The following is a 16,977-nucleotide window of genomic DNA, read 5'->3' as shown; positions in this document are numbered from 1 at the left end:
GTGAGAAATTATTGGGATTTTTTTTCGACGGAACGGATTATTTTTGGGAACGGCTCGATTCAGCGATTGGATGCCGCTCTGAAAAGTTTGAAAGCCAAACATGTGTTGTTGATCACAGACCCGGGTATTGTCAAAAGCGGCATTTTGTCCCGGGTTGAACAACTTCTGAAATCTTGGGAATATGAGCTGATTGTGTACGATGGAGCGATTCCGGAACCGCCTATCGAGAAAGCTGTCGAATGTTTCGAGTTTGCCAAATCACAGATGAATATCGATGCGATCATCGGTTTGGGCGGCGGGAGCAGTATCGATCTGGCCAAAATCGTAGCTTTGCTGCTGGAGCATGGGGGGCATCCGAGGCAGTATTTCGGGGAAAACGCCATCCCCCATGCCATAGCGCCGCTTATTGCGATTCCCACGACGGCAGGGACCGGTTCGGAAGTCACCTCCGTTGCCGTTGTTACCGATACGCAGCACAATATCAAAGTAGGCATCTCCAATAACTTTCTTCGTCCCAAAATCGCCTTGCTTGACCCGGAGCTGACCGTCGAGCTGCCGCCGTATGTGACGGCTTGTTCCGGCATTGATGCTTTGGCTCATGCTGTTGAAGCTTATATGGCTACCGATTTCAAATATATCCGGGCGGAAGGCGAAATATTGTTCCAAGGCTCGAACCCTATAAGCGACACGTTGGCGCTGCAGGCCATACAATTGATCTGCCGCAATCTGGTTGTAGCCGTTCAGCAAGGCGCAAATATCGAAGCGAGGTCCAACATGCTGCAGGGCAGCCTGCTTGCGGGAATGGCTTTCTCCAATGCGGGTACGGCGGCTGCGCATGCGCTCGCTTACCCGTTGGGCGGATTGACCAAATCGCCTCATGGCGAGCTGACAGGACTTCTTCTTCCTTATGTTATGAGTTTTAACGCTGAAGCTCAGCCGAAAAAAATGCGCAGCATCGCTCATGCGTTGGCTCTGCCTTGCGATCATTTGACGAATAAAGAAGTGGCGGCGCTTGTCGTTCGCAAAGTGATGGAGCTGCTGGAATCGATAGGGCTGCCTACCAAACTTTCATCCATCGGGCTGAAGCGCGAAACGATTCCGGAAGTTGCGGATTCAGCGCTCAAAATTGACAGGCTGATTCGAAACAATCCGCGGACACCTAACCGGGACGGGATGATCTCTCTTTTGGAGGCGGCATTTTAGAAGCTTCAGCTTGCTCTTCAAGAGTCATGGGAGGATAAAAGCAATGAAAGTTGTGATTACGCGAAAAATGCCGGACTCCACCGTCGCGTTGCTTGCGGAGCATTGCGATGTTTACATGTGGCCGGATGAACATGAACCGATATCCCGCCATAAGTTGATGGAGCAAATAACGGACGCCGACGCTTTGTTCACCAATGTAACCGACCGGATCGACCGGGAGCTTCTGGACGCGGCCCCGCGCTTAAAGGTGATCAGTACAATGGCCGTAGGTTTCAACAATATCGATGTAGCGGAAGCTACCCGCAGGGGAATTCCGGTTGGCCATACTCCTGAAGTGTTGACGGAAGCGGTGGCGGATCTAACCTTTGCATTGCTGCTGGCAACCGCAAGAAGAGTTGTTGCGGGAATGGCTTTTATCAGGGAAGATAGATGGAAGGCTTGGGGGCCGATGCTGCTTACCGGTCAAAACGTATATGGCGCTACGATAGGGATTATCGGCATGGGAAGAATCGGCGAAGGAGTAGCTCGGAGAGCCCGCGGATTCGGAATGAACATTCTCTACTGCAACCGCAGCCGAAAGGAAACGGCCGAACAAGCGTTGGGAGCAGCTTATTGTTCTCTTGATGAGCTGCTTAAGCGGTCCGATTATGTCGTGATGCTGGCTCCTTCCACTAAAGAGACATTCAGAATGATCGGCGCCAGAGAGTTTGCCTTAATGAAACCAAATGCCATCTTTATCAATACGTCAAGAGGCACCAATGTCGATGAGGCAGCCATGATAGAAGCATTAAGAACAGGGCAAATATGGGGAGCGGGGCTGGACGTTTTCGAGACAGAGCCGATTCGGCCGGATCATCCTTTGTTTGCTCTTGACAATGTCGTCATGCTGCCGCATATTGGCAGCGCCACAGTGGAAACCCGATTGAAAATGGCCGAAATCGCCGCCCTAAACATATTGGCCGGATTAAAAGGCGAACCGCTGCCATACAGGGTGAATCCGGAGGTACATGTCGCAGAGGGAGCGCAGAACAAGATAAAGTCTGTGGGCAATTAAGCGTTCATTTTCATAAAACAATCAGCTTCGGTTCGATTTGAATCGGAGCTATTTGTTGTCAGAATGTCTGGAAAATGGAATCACCTTGTTCCAGAGCATTGCGGCCCGTTGATGAAAACATGAACTTCCTTTACAATAGGATCACAAGGGGCTCACATTCAGGGCATTTATTTGTTGAAGCGAAATGAAAGCGCTTAAATAATAATGAAGACAGGAGACATGTGATTTGTTCAAATATTTTCGAGAGTTATCTATAAAGAAAAGACAATACCTCTTTTTTGCCGGCTTTTTTTGCATGCCTTTATTTATTTTAGGTTTGATCTGGTACGCTTTTTCGACAAAGGAAATGGAAAATAATGTTATTTATTATAATGGGAAGCTGCTTTCCCAACTGAACAATCAATTGGATCAATACTTTGCCGAAATTAAAGCCGATACTCAAACCATCCCGGGAAATCCGCTCATTCAGGAGTTTGTAAAGCTGGAACCGGGAAACGACTATGAGATGTTTCAGTTGAAAGAGCGGATTCACCGGGAATTGTATCTCAATATTATGTACAGACGTAAGGATATCGTTGGGTTTGGTTTATATTCGCACAAAGACAATACATTCGGAAACTTGTTTGTAGGTGATATAAGCCCGAGTTTTCGCGACTTGCAAGGAATGGAGAGCAATTATAACATCGTGGGCGTCCGCCAGTCGAATGCTTACAATGCCATTCTAATTTATCGAACTATTATCGATAATACGACTTATCGTCCGGTAGGAGCGCTATTGGTGGCGTTTTCCATCGATTCCATAGTGAAGATGACGGATGATATTGCTTTTGGCAAAGAGGGTTACATCGCTATTGTAGATTCAAGCAACCGGTTTATGTACCATCGGGACCCGAATAAATGGGGCACAGAGATTCCCCAGTCCTTGGTGCAGGAAATAAACTCCGGGGTTGGGCAGTCTATTATTCAAGGAGAGACCGGAAAACGAATCGTCATGTATAAGACTTCAAATTCGACCGGACTAACGATTGTTTCCGAGATTCCGATCAAAGAGGTCATCGGTAATTTGTCTCACCTGCATGTCATTACTTTAATGATCGGCGGGATGATTCTTATATTCGCTTTTATTATCTTCAACAAAATGCTTGTGGATATTAAACGTTTAGTCGGAATTATTCATTTGTCCCGTATGAAAGAAAAAGAAATGGAGCTGAGGCATAAGGAATCCACTTTCCAGGCGCTGCAGTCGCAAATTAACCCTCATTTCCTTTACAACAGCTTGGAAATTATTAATTCATACGCTACGCTGGCCAAGATCAAGCCAATATGTCAAATGACGCAATATTTAGCAAGCATTTTTCGATATAGCGTAAGCAATCCGCACCAGCTTGTGCTGCTGGAAGATGAAATCAACCATATAACGAATTACTTGAATATTCAGCAGGAACGATATGCTAACATGAGGGTAACGATTGATCTTGAAAAGAAACATCTAAGTATGGTTTGTTTGTTTCGTCTCATTGTCCAGCCTATTGTTGAGAATGCGATCATTCACGGTTATGAAAGGCATGGCCTCCATCCCGCGGACATTGTCATATCCGGGTGCATGAGTGATCCATATTTTTCCTTGAGGGTGACGGACCGGGGAAAAGGAATGGGGGCGGGGGTCGCGGCGCGTTACAATGCCGCTTTTCATTCAGAAAAAAATAACGTAATGGATGTATCCCTTCATTCCTCGCAGAAAATTGGTTTATGGAATGTGCACAACCGGCTGCGTCTGGCTTTCGGTGCTCCTTACGGGCTTCATATTTTGCGTTCCGACGAGATGGGAACAGAAATGGAAATCAAAATTCCATATACCACTTCTGATTGTATATTATTTTATAAAAGGGGCGGAGAGCATTGATCAAAGTTTTAATTGTCGATGACGAGCGGATGATCAAAATGAGTATGCGGAGTGTCATTGAAACGGAAGCGGAAGGATTTGTCGTAGTAGCGGAAGCTGATGACGGGCGGGAAGCGCTTGCTTTGGCGGAATATCACCAACCGGACATTATTATTACAGACATTCGTATGTCTGTAATGGATGGGCTTGCCTTGATTCATGAATTACGCGCAAGGCATAGTCCGGCGGAGTTCGTGATTGTTTCCGGCTACGCGGATTTCGAATATGCGAGATCGGCTTTGCGTTATCACGTAACCGATTATTTGCTTAAACCGATCCATTATGAGAACCTTCTGTCGATCCTGAATAAAATTAAAACTCGTCTGTCGCAAGAAGGTTTGCACAATGCGAATTGGAACAAATGGGTATTGGACAGTAAAGCTTACGCAGAACAAGCTGCGCGGGCGATATGGAATATCCGGGAAGAGGAGCTTAACGCAGAATTAGAACGAATGAAGGCAGATCTTCAAGCGGAAGCAAGCGAAGACACAAGTTTTATGGCGAAGAAATACCGTCATTATTTTTCGCTTTTTTGCGAGCGGATGGAGTTGGTTAGCCACAATGCCATAACGCTTCCGTCCGCCGTCGATTGGAATCATACAAGCGATTGGCTGGCGATTTACGAACATATTCGCGCCATTATGACCGATCTGATGGAGTCCGTTCGGGCAAACCGCATGATTTTGAGCCAACGTCATATGATGAGAGATGTTTTGGCCTACATCGAGCAGCACCTCGATAATCCGCGCTTATCGCTAAAGGATGCGGCGGATTATTGCGGATTGTCCGCAAATTATTTTGGGAGTTTATTCAAGAAGACGACCGGGGAATCATTCCTCCAATATTTGACGAAAATAAGAATCAATCGTGCCAAGTCGCTGCTGCTGCAGCCATTCGCCAAAGTATATGAAATCGGACTGATCGTCGGTTTTGAGGACTACTCCCATTTTTCAAAAATATTTAAAAAGCAAACCGGTTTTTCACCGACAGCTTATCGAAAAAGTGCGGATTTTTTGGTTCATGATGAGAATTGACATAATTTCGTTAGTATATGCATGTGAATTCGCACTTTGTCCCGTTACAATAATAATGAGCAGAGGGCCCTGTTCATTTTTACATAAGTTGGGGGAGGTTATTGGTAAATGAAACAACGAATCGTCGCAACTTTGGTGTTAATTCCCGCTTTGTGTTTGACGGCTTGCAATAATCATTCAGGGGAGTCGTCAGCGGGAGGCGCTAAAAATACCGAAATGAAAAAGAGAGATATTACCGTCCTGCTTACCCATGCCGATGCAGTGTTCGCCACACAAAGACCGGTGAGCGACCATCAAATCTATTATAACGAGATCAATCGCTTGGCTGGCCGCAACGTTAAATACGACTTTCTTACATGGGGAGGCGGAAACGACTTTAAGCAGCAGTTGGCGCTCCGCTTCGCTTCCGGAGATTTGGCCGACCTGGTTCGTACGGATAGTATCGATTCGTCTGTCCACCGGGGCGCTGTAGATCAAGGCGTGTTTCTGCAATTGGACGAGCTGATCGATAAGTATGGGCCTCATCTCAAAGCCAAAATCCCGAAGGTTTCTTGGGATAGTCCAAGGGTGAAGAAAAATGGCAAAACGTACGGGATTCCGGTTTTATCAGGATGGCCTGCAACCCGCATGATGTTTTATCGTCAAGATTGGCTGGATGAATTGGGAATGGAGCCTCCGAAAACGTTGGATGAATTTCTGAAATACGCGGAAGGCGTCAAGCAGAAAGATATGAATAAGGATGGCGATCCGAACAATGAATATGTATTGCCTTTAAACGACAATCTTGAATATAGCGATATTTTAAGCGGAGCGTTTGGGGTGAGACCGGGTGCTTGGCAATTACGCAACGGACGTATGGAGCCGGATGTGATTCAACCCCAGATGAAGGAAGCTGTAGCTTTTTACAAAAAGCTTTATGACAACGGTTACATTATGAAAGATTTTGCGACGAAAAAGCAAGCGGAGCGCACAGCTGAAATTTATAAGGGGCAATATGGGGCTTTCACGGCCCTGGTGGATCATTATGTGAGATTTGACGGCGCATCCAAATATTTGAACCAACCAAATGCGAAAATTACGATGGCTGCACCACTAAAAGGCGCGAAAGGCGAGTCTTATGTTGATCTGGAAAATGAACAAGTCGACTTCGTATGGGTCATACCGGCTAACACGAAAAATCCGGAAGAAGTGATTCAATTTTTGGATTGGGCATGGAGCAGCCCTGAGGCGGATCAATTTTTTGCTTTCGGTGTGAAAGGCCATAATTATACCGAAGAAAACGGGCAAGTGAAATACGATCCAAACGCTCCTGCCAACAGTCAAAACAATGCGTATGAGTTTTTTCAAAAAAATCTGAACTTTAGGGAAATCGGCATAACAAACCCTAAAGTAATCAGTACACTTCCCGACAGCAAAAAAATATTAAAGGCATATGCCGATGCGGAATCAGCGGTATATAAACATGCTTCCTTAGGAATGCCGGTTCTGAAAGCGCTGGACGGACATCCTGAGCTGACTCCGAATTTAACAGCCGGAAGCTTGTTTAGCGACGGTTTCGTACGATGGGTTGTCGGCAGAGAAGATCTGGATACCGGCTTCGAGAAATTCGTAAACGATTGGAAGCAGCGCGGAGGCGAACAGGCGATCAAAGAAGCTACAGAATGGTACCAGAAGAAAAAATAGCTCTGCGACAGGCGCGAGGGGCTCCCTGTTCCCGGAATTTTGGGCGGGAGTCCCCTTTTTATACCGTTAACGGAAAGGGGCATTAAATTGCTGCAAAAGATCAGGTTCACAGACTCTCTTGTTTTGCTGCTTATCGCGCTGCCGGGAGTGCTCCATTTTATTATATTCAAGTACATTCCCATCGCCGGAAACATCATTGCTTTTCAAAACTTTACTTTGTTTACCGGGTTTTTCAACAGCAAGTGGGTCGGCCTGGATCATTTTATATACATGTTTCAGTATCCGGAGTTTTTAATCATCTTGCGCAATTCATTGAAATTCGGGCTGTATTCGATCTTTTTCGGATTTCCGGCCCCTCTGATCCTTGCTTTGTTTTTAAACGAAATCAGATTGGTCGCATTCAAACGTTGGGTGCAAACACTGCTTTACTTGCCGCATTTTTTATCCTGGATTATCGTGGGCGGCATTTTTCTGGAGATTTTGTCCTTGGACGGTGTATTTAATGCCATATTAAAAGGCATGGGGATCGGTCCGGTATCGTTTTTAACGGAACCCCGGTATTTTTTCGGCGTTGTTATCACCGGCGGGATTTGGAAAGAAGTGGGCTGGTCGATGATCATTTATTTGGCAGCGCTGACAGGGATCAATCCAAGCTTGTATGAAGCGGCTAATATAGACGGGGCCGGACGTTGGAGGAAAATGTTCAGCATTACGATTCCTTGTTTGATGCCCGCCATCGTTGTGTTGCTGTTGCTGCGCATCGGTCATCTGCTTGATGCCAATGTGGAGCAGGTATTGTTTTTCGTCAACCCGCTGAATAAAGAAGTCGGTGAAGTCTTCGATACCTACATTTACCGGGCCGGTTTATTGAGCGGACTGTACAGCTATACGACAGCCATAGGCATATTTAAGGCGGCGATCAGTGTGATTATGGTTGTTTCGCTGAATCAACTCAGCAAAAAAACAACGGGAGAAAGCATTTACTAAACGGAAGGGAGGGTTGGTCGTATGATCAGGGAACGCTCGGATACGTTATTTCAATGGATAAATGGAATCGTCATGATCCTCGTCAGCTTGACGATGATCGCGCCGATGATCCATCTGCTTGCGATTTCGTTAAGCAGCTCGGTGCATGCGGAAGCAAGGGCCGTTTATTTATGGCCCAAAGGATTTAATGTGGATGTATACAAGTCCTTATTCACAATGGGTGACATGTGGCGGGCGATGGGAGTCAGTGTCTGGATCACCTTTGCCGGGACGCTTCTTTGCCTGGCGTTGACCTCATCCATATCCTTTTGCCTGGCCAGACCGCAAATGCCGGGTCGCACACTGCTGACACGACTCATTTTGTTTTCTTTTATTTTCCCTGCGCCGCTTATTCCGACCTTTCTGGTCGTCAAAAATTTGGGATTGGTCAACACGTTGTGGGCGTTGATCATTCCAAGCGCTTTGGGAGCTTATTATGTGTTTATTATGCGAACCTTTTTCCGCAGCATCTCTAACGAACTCATTGAGGCATCAAAAATCGATGGATGCGGAGAACTTGGCGTTTTTATACGTATGGTTCTGCCTATGTCGAAACCGGTATTGGCAACGATTGCTTTGTTTCATGCGGTAAGCCAGTGGAACTCTTATTTCGCCGCCCTGATTTATATCCGTTCGCGTCCTTTGCATCCGCTGCAGCTGAAATTAAGAAGCTTAATTGTAGAAGGGGATGCCAATTCGGGAATGGATGCCCAAAATTTTGATGCGGGCTCTTTGCAAACGCCGGAAGTGATCAAAGCCGCCGCCATTTTGTTCTCGACCCTGCCGATCTTAATCGTGTATCCGATGTTGCAAAAATATTTCGTAAAAGGTGCCATGTTGGGTTCCCTGAAGGAGTAACCGTCCTGTAGGTGGGGATAAATACCAAAATAGAAGGGGATGTTCACATGAAATTTGATTTTCACACTCATCATGAACGATGCGGACACGCGTCCGATTCCATTCGCGACTACGTGGAGGCGGCAATTGAGCGCGGGCTCGATTTGATCGGAATTTCAGATCATTCGCCTTTTTTCGCCAGTGAAACGGATCAGCTGTTTCCCGGTATTGCGATGGCTAAAAGTGAATTTAAGCATTATGTGGCCGAGGTTCTAAGACTGAAGGAAGAATACCGCAACAAGATCGAAGTGCTGCTTGGCGTGGAATCGGACTTTTTTCCGGAGCATGCCGATGTTTATCGGAGCATCTACGAGCAATATCCGTTCGATTACATCATAGGGTCTGTACATTGGTGCGAAGGAAAGAGCATTTTTGACAAAACGAGATGGATCGGAGCGGATGAGACCACGCTGATCTGGTCCAAACAAAATTATTATGAGCTGATCCGGCAATCCGCTCGCAGCGGGATGTTCCAAATCCTCGGGCACATCGATGCCATGAGGGCTTATTGTCCGGAATTTTCGGGTATTTCCACTCCCGATGTCGACGAGACCTTGAGGGTCATAGGTGAATGCGATGTCGCGATCGAAGTTAATACCTCCGCCAAACTGAAAAACTGCGGCAACTGGTATCCGGCTGACGAGCTTTTGGAACGGGCGCTTTATTATGGAGTTTCTTTGACGCTTGGCTCAGACGCTCATGTACCGGATCGGGTTGGCGATGACTTCGATACGGTGCGGCAGCGCCTAAAGGAGATTGGCTTTAAAGAGTGGGCTTTATTTCGCCAAAAAGAACGGTTTATGGTACCGCTCTGATCGGCGGAAAAGCTGCGCAAGCAGATCAGTTATGCAGAAAGGGCGGTGCTGCAAGTGCATGTAATCGATGCGTTTCGTTTAAATGGTCAGGTATCGATCGTTACGGGAGCGGCGATGGGATTAGGCAAGGCGATCGCGAGGGCTTTAGCTCAAGCGGGCTCCACGGTGGTTATCGCAGACGTCCAATTAGACGTTGCCCAGCAAACGGCTGATGAGCTGGAGAAGGAAGGGATCAAAGCGATCGCCGTTGAAGTCGATGTCACGAATCCGGAGCAAATCGATCGTATGGTGGAAACGGTATTGAACAAATTCGGAAAAATCGATGTTCTTTTCAATAATGCGGGCATCAGTATGCATGTCAAGGCGGAAGATATGAGCAACGATGACTGGATGAAAATCATGAACGTTAACGTCAACAGTGTGTTCCTGGTTTCGAAAGCAGTCGGTAAAGTGATGATTCGGCAGCACAAAGGTTCGATCATCAACATTTCCTCCATGTCGGGAATCATCGCGAATACTCCGCAGCACCAGGCTGCCTATAATACATCCAAAGCAGCCGTCATCATGCTGACGAAAAGCTTGGCCGCCGAGTGGGCTCAGCACGGAATCAGAGTGAACACGATCGCGCCTGGATATATGAAAACCGAACTTACCCGGCCTTACTTTGAAGAAAATGGCGGTATGGTCAAACAATGGATTGATCTCACTCCCATGAAGCGGCCTGGTCAACCGGAGGAGTTGGCGGGCATCGCCGTTTATTTGGCATCTGAAGCTTCTTCTTTTGCTACGGGAGGAGTATTTATAATCGATGGCGGCTACACGGTATTATAGAGGAAGGCGGGCCTGCAGCAAGCTTGTTGCAATCGGGAGAGGGATAATTTTACAATTAACAAATTAAGGTTTTATTAATCACGTTAAAGCGTTAAATCGATAAAGTTAACCCGGAAAGACAGAGGAGATGAAAAAAATATGGTGCTAAGCGAGCTTTTTCAAAGCAGGGGACTCATTGTATCGTGCCAGGCGCTGGAGGATGAGCCGCTGCACGGCGGCGATGCCATGGCCAAGATGGCGAAAGCCGCCGTCATGGCGGGAGCGATCGGCATCCGTACGAACGGTGTGCACGATATCCGTTCGATCAAGCAGGCGGTGTCCGTTCCGGTGATTGGCCTGATAAAGCGGGTCATCCCGGACTCGGACGTTTTTATAACGCCAACGCTGGATGAGGTCAAGGAGATCGTCGAAGCCGGAGCGGACATCGTTGCGCTTGACGTGACCGACCGCGAAGGGCGGCTGGAGCACGCCGCGGAGTTGATAGCCTATGCGCATCGTGCCGGCCGGCCGGTGATGGCCGACGTATCCACTTATGAAGAGGGACTCGCCGCTGAGCGTTTTGGCGCCGACTTCATCGGCACGACCTTGTCCGGGTATACAGCTTACAGTCCACGGCTGGAGTCGCCGGATTTCGAATTGGTACGGCAGCTGAGTGCCCGGGTGAACGTGCCTGTCATCGCCGAAGGACGGATTTGGACCCCGGAGGCGGCGGCACAGGCGCTGGAAGCAGGCGCCGCTTATGTTGTCGTCGGCAGCGCCATTACAAGGCCGCAGCTGATTACGGCGCGGTACGTGCAGGCGCTGCGCAGGGTGACGGAATGATGACGGAATGAGGGGAAGCCGGGTGACAACCGTTCATGCGATGTATGATGCTGAAGCCGAATATGCTGTTGGCGTAGATATCGGCGGCACCAAAATCAATGCGGGACTGATTCACCGCAGCGGCGAAGTCGCTTATACGGCAAGCGCCGAAACGCAGGCACGGCAATTCGGCGTGATCGGCCGCGCGCAGGCCGTGATCGAAACGGTTCTCGCCGAGGCTACCCAGGCCGAACCGGGACTGCGGCTGGCGGGCATCGGTGTCGGCACGGCCGGGCAGGTCGATGTCCATGCAGGCCGCATCCGCTTCGCCAACGGCTTGATGCCGGGTTACGGGGGAACCGAGGTAAAGCGCCATCTGCAGGAGGCGTTTGGTCTCCCGGTTGCGGTCGACAACGACGCCAACGTGCTGGCGCTGACCGAACGGGCACTGGGAGCGGGAAAAGGCGCCAAACATCTGCTGTGCCTGACGCTTGGTACCGGTGTGGGCGGAGCCATTATGGTCGACGGCCGACTCGTCCACGGCGCTTGGGGCGGAGCTGGCGAGCTTGGCCATATCTCCGTCGACTGGCGGGGCCCACGCTGCGTCTGCGGCAGCATCGGCTGCCTGGAGGTTTTTGCCTCAGGCACCGGCATTGCTCGCAGGATGCGCGAGCTGCTCGGTGAATCGGTGGACGACCAATTGGATGCAAAAGCCGTGATCGCCCGCTGGCAGGCCGGCGACGCAACGGCGTCGCAGATCATGGAGGAGACGATGACTGCGCTTGGTTCGGCTATCGCTTCTTTGCTTCACATGTTTAATCCCGAGGTGATCGTCATCGGCGGTGGGGTGGCGGAAGCCGGAGACGTGCTGCTGGATGGCATTCGCACCCGCGTGCGGGAACGAGCTATGCCTTCGCTGCTTGAAGGAGTGCGGATTGTGCCGGCTTACAAGGGCAATTGGAGCGGCATGATCGGCGCGGGACTGCTCGTATGGGAACGCAGCACAAAAGGATATTATTTATAATGCATATAAAACACCCCTCAATCCCTTGTATCGTAAAACGGCTGACGTTTTACGGAATTCAAGGCGGATAAGGGGTGTTTTTTACATATTTATGGGCGTATTATAATTCGTAACTTTCACCAGGCTGTAAAATAATGCCTTCGATGTTCACCGCGGCGAGCGCTTGAGCGAATGTCGCTCCGTCTTGGGCGAGCAGCGGGAACGTATTGTAATGGACGGGAATGACCTTTTTGGCCCCGAGCCATTGGGCGGCAAGCAGCGCATCTTCCGGACCCATCGTAAAGTTGTCGCCGATCGGCAGGAAGGCGAGGTCGATTTTGTTCAGCTCCCCGATCAGCTTCATGTCGCTGAACAGCGCCGTATCTCCGGCATGGTAAATCGTCAGGCCGTCAACGGAAAGCAGAATACCTGAAGGCATGCCCATGTAAATGATTTGCTTTGATTCCGGGACCGCATAACCGGAACCGTGAAGGGCGGGGGTAAGTTTTACCTTGCCGAAATCAAAAGTATACGAGCCGCCGATATGCATCGGGTGTACCCGGCAGCCTTGCCAGCCCATATAATCGGCAAGTTCGTTTGGAGCAACGATAAGTGCGTCGTTTTGCTTGGCGATCGCTTCGGCGTCGCCGACATGGTCGTTATGCCCGTGTGTCAGCAGCACGACGTCAACTTTGACGTCGGCGGCGGCTTGCTTGGCAACAGGGTTTCCCGTCAGGAACGGATCGTAAATGAACGAATGCTTGGACGTTTGCAGCTGCACGCAGCTGTGGCCGTGGAAGGTGATTTTCATCGTAAATGGCTCCTTTTTATAGTAGAGATAAATGGCTGCTGTATTGACACGCAGCTCCGAAGACGGTTCAGCTCTCGTTTTTAATTTGAGCCGTTCTTTCAGATCGCGTTATTGCTTCGAATCCTGCTTTTGAGTCGGCGTGTTTTGCGCAGGCTTCTGCTCCTGCTGCGGTTCGTTCCAATGAAACGGCGTCGTCCCGAAAAACAGATTCGGATTGACCGGCACGTTATGCGCCCAATAGGTGAAGTGCAGATGCGGCCCGGTGGAAAATCCGGTTGTGCCGACCAGGCCGATAATGTCTCCTTGCTTCACTTCGTCGCCGGTTTTGACCATCAGCTTTGACAGGTGGGCATATTGCGAAAAAAGCCCCATGCCATGATCGATATATATGGTATTCCCTGTCAAATACAAGCTGTCCGCCAGCGCCACAATGCCGTCGTTGGTCGCTTTGATTGGTGTGCCTTCCTTGGCGGCAAGATCAAGCGCGCGGTGCGAGCTGTCGAATTTACCGTTGACATAACGTGTATATCCATACGGCGTCGTTAATATACCTTCGATCGGCTGAATGAAATTCGCCTTCGAGAATAAGAATTCAGGCTTCGACTGGCTGCGCGCCAAGTCGATTTTTTTCTGATCGGCGGCGATGCGTGCGGAATCCTGCTTCATGCTTTCAAGCTGCTTGGTGACCTGAAGGTACTGTGTTTCGAATTTTTTCGAAACGATTGTGAGCGATTCGGAGCCGATCGGATATTTGCCGGGTTTGATCGCCATCGAAAGCGGTATGTACGTAAAGTAACCGGCGCCAAAAGGCTGCAGCGCATACTTTTTCCCTTCCCAATCGATTTCGCCGGGCTCATTGCTGCGCACAAGCACAACGTCGCCGGGAGCGGCTTTGTCCGGCAGCAGCGTCCAAGCCGAGCCCACTGTCTTGGCGGCGGCATCTTGGCTCACGTACAGCACGGCTTCCTGTTCAGTCCGCTTCATGCGCTTACGCTCCGCTTCGACGGCCGCCGCGATATCGGAGGTGACTTCCGCGTGCCAGCTTTGGCCGCCGTCCGCGGAAACCGCGAGCAGGTCGTCGACATCAGCCGGACCGGAGAGCAGCGCCCAGCCGATTTTGGCGGTCAGAAACTGCGCTTTTTTCACGGCAAAAGTTTGCGTTCCGACCGTTACCGTCACGGGCTGAGGCGGCATGCCACCCTTGATCCACTCCGGCGTCTCGTCCGCTTTGACGGCGTTCAGCTCGGCGACCCGCTCAGGCGCGGCATCGGCCCAATGAGCGCCGCTGTCCTCGGTCATCCGCGCCCCGTCTTTAGTCTGGATCCATCCACGATCGAGATCGGCCATATGAAAATCGGCGATTTCCTTTTTGACTTTGGCTGGAGGGGGCGGAGCGGCCGGCTCCGCTGCGGATGGGTTCAGCGGCGTGGAGATGTATCCGTAACGCTCCGCGGCGATGACTCCGGCGCAGGCAAGCAGCGCCACGCCTATACATGTAAGCACAAGTTTGCGCCCGACGCCGGGCGATTTCTTAGTTTGGGGCGTTGACCTGCGTGGACTCATAGGAGCCTCCTTAAGTTTACTGCAAGAGCTCGAGCAGCTCTTCTTTGGTAACGGCGCCGAAATAATACGTTAAATCGATGCTGTCCAGCACCTCGGAAATCGCCTGCGTATCAAACCGGACACCGATCAGCTTGTCCGCGAATTCCGCAACTTCGCCCCTGCCGAAAAAGTCTCCGAACACGGCGGCTTCGCGAATGACTCCGGCTTCGACAAACAACCGCACATCGACCATACCGGCAGGAAGCTTTTTGGCCCTTTTCATATTAAAGCTAGGGGACTTTCCATAGTTCCAGTCCCAGCTGCGATAACGCTGGTCGGCCAGCTCGCGGACGGCTTCCCAGTCGGCGGCGCTCAGCTCGTAACGCGAGGCTTCGGAGCCGCCGAATATCGAATGAAGCAGGTGCTGCTTGAACTGCTCGATCGACAGCGGCTCAGCCAGAAATTCCGTAATGTTGGCCACGCGGCTGCGTACGGACTTGACGCTTTTGGATTGGAATTTCTCTGGATTGACATTCAGTGCCGAAGCGACGCTGTCGATTTGCGAATCGAACAACAGCGTGCCGTGCGTAAACATCCGGCCCTTAGTGGAAAACTGGGCGTTGCCGGATATTTTGCGTTCGCCGACTTGAATGTCGTTGCGCCCGGTCAGCTCCGCTTGCACGCCAAGCTGATGCAGCGCCTTTACGACAGGTTCGGTGAACTTGCGGTAGTTGTGAAACGATTTGCCGTCGTCTTTAGTAATAAAGCTGAAATTCAAATTGCCTAAATCATGGTAAACCGCACCGCCGCCGGACAATCTGCGTACGACATGGATGCCGTTACGTTCCACGTAATCGCGGTTGATTTCTTCGACCGTGTTTTGATTTTTGCCGATAATAATGGAAGGTTCGTTAATATAGAACAAAAAATAATCGTTGTCGGGAAGCTGCTTTAAGGCATACTCTTCCAATGCCAAGTTCAGCGCAGGGTCGGTTATATTGCGGTTGTCGATGTAGAGCACATGCAATTCCTCCTAGAGTGGACGGCTTCAGCTCGAAGCAGGCAGCGAAAAAGCGCCGCCGCGCCCCTCGCTAAGGCATCTATACGAGGCGGCGGAGGCGGTAAGGTGTACCTTCGCTGCTGCTTTTGTCTGCTATTCCTATCTCTATTGTGCATGTATTGGGAACATTTTTCAACAGCCGGATAAGGCGGGGGAGTCTGTCTGAGGGGAAAAGTACCGCCTTTACAGACTCTTAACATGGAGGGTCAGTGCGTGGGTCCAACGTAAACAAGCCTGCAAAGCGGCCCCTTCTTCAATCGCCGCTTTCGCCCGGTAAATACCTTCTTCGATGGAGTCGGCTCTGCTGCCGATCCATAAGCGAACGGCGCTGTTCAGCAGCACGGCGTTCATGTGATGCATGTCGGCATTGCCGTGCAGCACGCCAAGAGCGGCTGCCGCTTGCCGGGAAGCGGTCCAATCCTCTTCAGGCGCTTCCGCCTGCAGCTCATAATACTCCGGATCGATGATATACAAGCTGCTCGATCCGTTCCGGATAAGGTAAGTTCGTGTGCTTTTATCGACAGGAATGTCCTCCGAACCTTCCATACCTTGGATAATGAGGCCCCGCTGGATACCCAGCTCTATCACAAGCTTAGCCAGCTTCTCAAAGACGGTGCCATGGAAAACGCCTGCAACCATGCAGGTGGAGTCGGAATAACGGATCAGCTTCTCGGCTGTGTTAAAAATGGTGCGCAGCCCCAGTTCTTCCCGGATGCAGCGCAGCGAGGCGAGCGGAGGGCACCAGTCTTCGGATGAAACATAAAGAAAGCCGCTTGCCTGTGCGGCGCCGATCAACGCATCGGGGGAAAACCGGAATTCCTCCGAATCATTGACGACCGGGGTCATGGGCAAGTCACCCGTCTTCGCTTGACGGATCTGTTGAATAAGCTCATGTAATACGGTTTGCGTTGTGATGCCCCATTTGGGCGGCAGCGGCGCGCTGCCGTGAAGTGTTGCGGGCAGGCCGCAGGAAGCGAGCACAAATGCGGTAGGAATTGTCGCCATAAAGGTTTTTGTGCGGCCGTCATACGGACCGGCGCAGTCCAGGCTGCCGGGGACCGGATGCAGCATGGAACGGCTGCGCAGCACATCGACGAATGCGCGGATTTCATCGGCAGATTCCATTTTTATTCGTTCGGCGGCGAGAAATGCGCCTATCTGTCCTTGTGTGGCTTCGCCGGTAACGATCAGCTCTGCGGCGCGGCGCGCTTCCTCATAGGTCAAATCTCTGGCGCCGCGTTTGCCCCGGCCCACTTCTTTTAACAACGAAATCAT

General features: G+C 50.5%; 15 protein-coding genes. 11 read left to right on the top strand and 4 right to left on the bottom strand.

The window, feature by feature from the left end; translation table 11 throughout:
- From EYB31_RS22025 to EYB31_RS21975, 11 genes are all read left to right on the top strand, one after another.
- A complete protein-coding gene (locus EYB31_RS22025; protein ID WP_131015580.1) occupies positions 1-1,203 on the top strand; it encodes an iron-containing alcohol dehydrogenase in 1,203 nt (400 codons plus the stop codon).
- A gap of 43 nt (positions 1,204-1,246) precedes the next feature.
- Positions 1,247-2,257, top strand: coding sequence for a 2-hydroxyacid dehydrogenase (locus tag EYB31_RS22020; protein WP_131015579.1), 1,011 nt, complete (start codon positions 1,247-1,249; stop codon positions 2,255-2,257).
- A gap of 295 nt (positions 2,258-2,552) precedes the next feature.
- On the top strand, positions 2,553-4,160 hold the full coding sequence (locus tag EYB31_RS22015; protein WP_131015578.1) for a sensor histidine kinase: 1,608 nt from the start codon (positions 2,553-2,555) through the stop codon (positions 4,158-4,160).
- On the top strand, positions 4,157-5,233 hold the full coding sequence (locus EYB31_RS22010; RefSeq protein WP_131015577.1) for a response regulator transcription factor: 1,077 nt from the start codon (positions 4,157-4,159) through the stop codon (positions 5,231-5,233). The genes EYB31_RS22015 and EYB31_RS22010 overlap by 4 nt, the downstream gene beginning before the upstream one ends.
- Positions 5,234-5,341: 108 nt before the next feature.
- Complete coding sequence (locus EYB31_RS22005; protein WP_131015576.1) at positions 5,342-6,916, top strand: extracellular solute-binding protein; 1,575 nt, start codon at positions 5,342-5,344, stop codon at positions 6,914-6,916.
- 123 nt (positions 6,917-7,039) lie between these two features.
- A complete protein-coding gene (locus tag EYB31_RS22000) occupies positions 7,040-7,903 on the top strand; it encodes an ABC transporter permease (RefSeq protein ID WP_240762717.1) in 864 nt (287 codons plus the stop codon).
- Positions 7,904-7,924: 21 nt separating this feature from the next.
- Positions 7,925-8,800 carry a carbohydrate ABC transporter permease gene (locus tag EYB31_RS21995; protein ID WP_131015574.1) on the top strand — a complete coding sequence of 292 codons (876 nt, stop codon included), beginning with the start codon at positions 7,925-7,927 and terminating at the stop codon, positions 8,798-8,800.
- A 47-nt stretch (positions 8,801-8,847) separates the two neighbouring features.
- Positions 8,848-9,654, top strand: a complete 807-nt coding sequence (locus EYB31_RS21990; protein WP_131015573.1) for a histidinol-phosphatase — start codon at positions 8,848-8,850, stop codon at positions 9,652-9,654.
- A 54-nt stretch (positions 9,655-9,708) separates the two neighbouring features.
- Entirely contained in the window at positions 9,709-10,485 is a 777-nt protein-coding gene (locus tag EYB31_RS21985) for an SDR family NAD(P)-dependent oxidoreductase (RefSeq protein WP_131015572.1), read from the top strand.
- 138 nt (positions 10,486-10,623) lie between these two features.
- Positions 10,624-11,307: an N-acetylmannosamine-6-phosphate 2-epimerase gene (locus tag EYB31_RS21980; RefSeq protein WP_131015571.1), complete on the top strand. Its 684-nt coding sequence runs from the start codon at positions 10,624-10,626 to the stop codon at positions 11,305-11,307.
- Positions 11,308-11,329: 22 nt separating this feature from the next.
- A complete protein-coding gene (locus EYB31_RS21975; protein ID WP_165452546.1) occupies positions 11,330-12,310 on the top strand; it encodes an ROK family protein in 981 nt (326 codons plus the stop codon).
- 100 nt (positions 12,311-12,410) lie between these two features.
- Here EYB31_RS21975 and EYB31_RS21970 read toward each other — a convergent pair whose 3' ends face one another.
- The 4 genes from EYB31_RS21970 to EYB31_RS21955 all read right to left on the bottom strand — a co-directional run bounded on the left by EYB31_RS21970 (position 12,411) and on the right by EYB31_RS21955 (position 16,977).
- Positions 12,411-13,100, bottom strand: a complete 690-nt coding sequence (locus tag EYB31_RS21970) for a metal-dependent hydrolase (RefSeq protein ID WP_131015569.1) — start codon at positions 13,098-13,100, stop codon at positions 12,411-12,413.
- A 108-nt stretch (positions 13,101-13,208) separates the two neighbouring features.
- Positions 13,209-14,663, bottom strand: coding sequence for a M23 family metallopeptidase (locus tag EYB31_RS21965; RefSeq protein ID WP_240762715.1), 1,455 nt, complete (start codon positions 14,661-14,663; stop codon positions 13,209-13,211).
- A 16-nt stretch (positions 14,664-14,679) separates the two neighbouring features.
- A complete protein-coding gene (locus tag EYB31_RS21960) occupies positions 14,680-15,663 on the bottom strand; it encodes a lipoate--protein ligase (protein ID WP_131015568.1) in 984 nt (327 codons plus the stop codon).
- Between the two features lie 222 nt (positions 15,664-15,885).
- On the bottom strand, positions 15,886-16,977 hold the full coding sequence (locus tag EYB31_RS21955; protein ID WP_131015567.1) for an anthranilate phosphoribosyltransferase: 1,092 nt from the start codon (positions 16,975-16,977) through the stop codon (positions 15,886-15,888).

Source organism: Paenibacillus thalictri (assembly GCF_004307995.1).
GTDB lineage: Bacteria > Bacillota > Bacilli > Paenibacillales > NBRC-103111 > Paenibacillus_AF > Paenibacillus_AF thalictri.
Note: the sequence above shows the minus strand (reverse complement) of the source record. Positions and strands in the feature narration are given on the sequence as shown.

Bases quoted from the DNA above. Each gene is read 5' to 3' on its own strand.
- EYB31_RS21965 (WP_240762715.1), bottom strand. From the start codon at position 14,663: ATGAGTCCACGCAGGTCAACGCCCCAAACTAAGAAATCGCCCGGCGTC.
- EYB31_RS22005 (WP_131015576.1), top strand. From the start codon at position 5,342: ATGAAACAACGAATCGTCGCAACTTTGGTGTTAATTCCCGCTTTGTGT.
- EYB31_RS22020 (WP_131015579.1), top strand. From the start codon at position 1,247: ATGAAAGTTGTGATTACGCGAAAAATGCCGGACTCCACCGTCGCGTTG.
- EYB31_RS22015 (WP_131015578.1), top strand. From the start codon at position 2,553: ATGCCTTTATTTATTTTAGGTTTGATCTGGTACGCTTTTTCGACAAAG.
- EYB31_RS21955 (WP_131015567.1), bottom strand. From the start codon at position 16,977: ATGATTTCGTTGTTAAAAGAAGTGGGCCGGGGCAAACGCGGCGCCAGA.
- EYB31_RS21970 (WP_131015569.1), bottom strand. From the start codon at position 13,100: ATGAAAATCACCTTCCACGGCCACAGCTGCGTGCAGCTGCAAACGTCC.
- EYB31_RS21995 (WP_131015574.1), top strand. From the start codon at position 7,925: ATGATCAGGGAACGCTCGGATACGTTATTTCAATGGATAAATGGAATC.
- EYB31_RS21990 (WP_131015573.1), top strand. From the start codon at position 8,848: ATGAAATTTGATTTTCACACTCATCATGAACGATGCGGACACGCGTCC.
- EYB31_RS21980 (WP_131015571.1), top strand. From the start codon at position 10,624: ATGGTGCTAAGCGAGCTTTTTCAAAGCAGGGGACTCATTGTATCGTGC.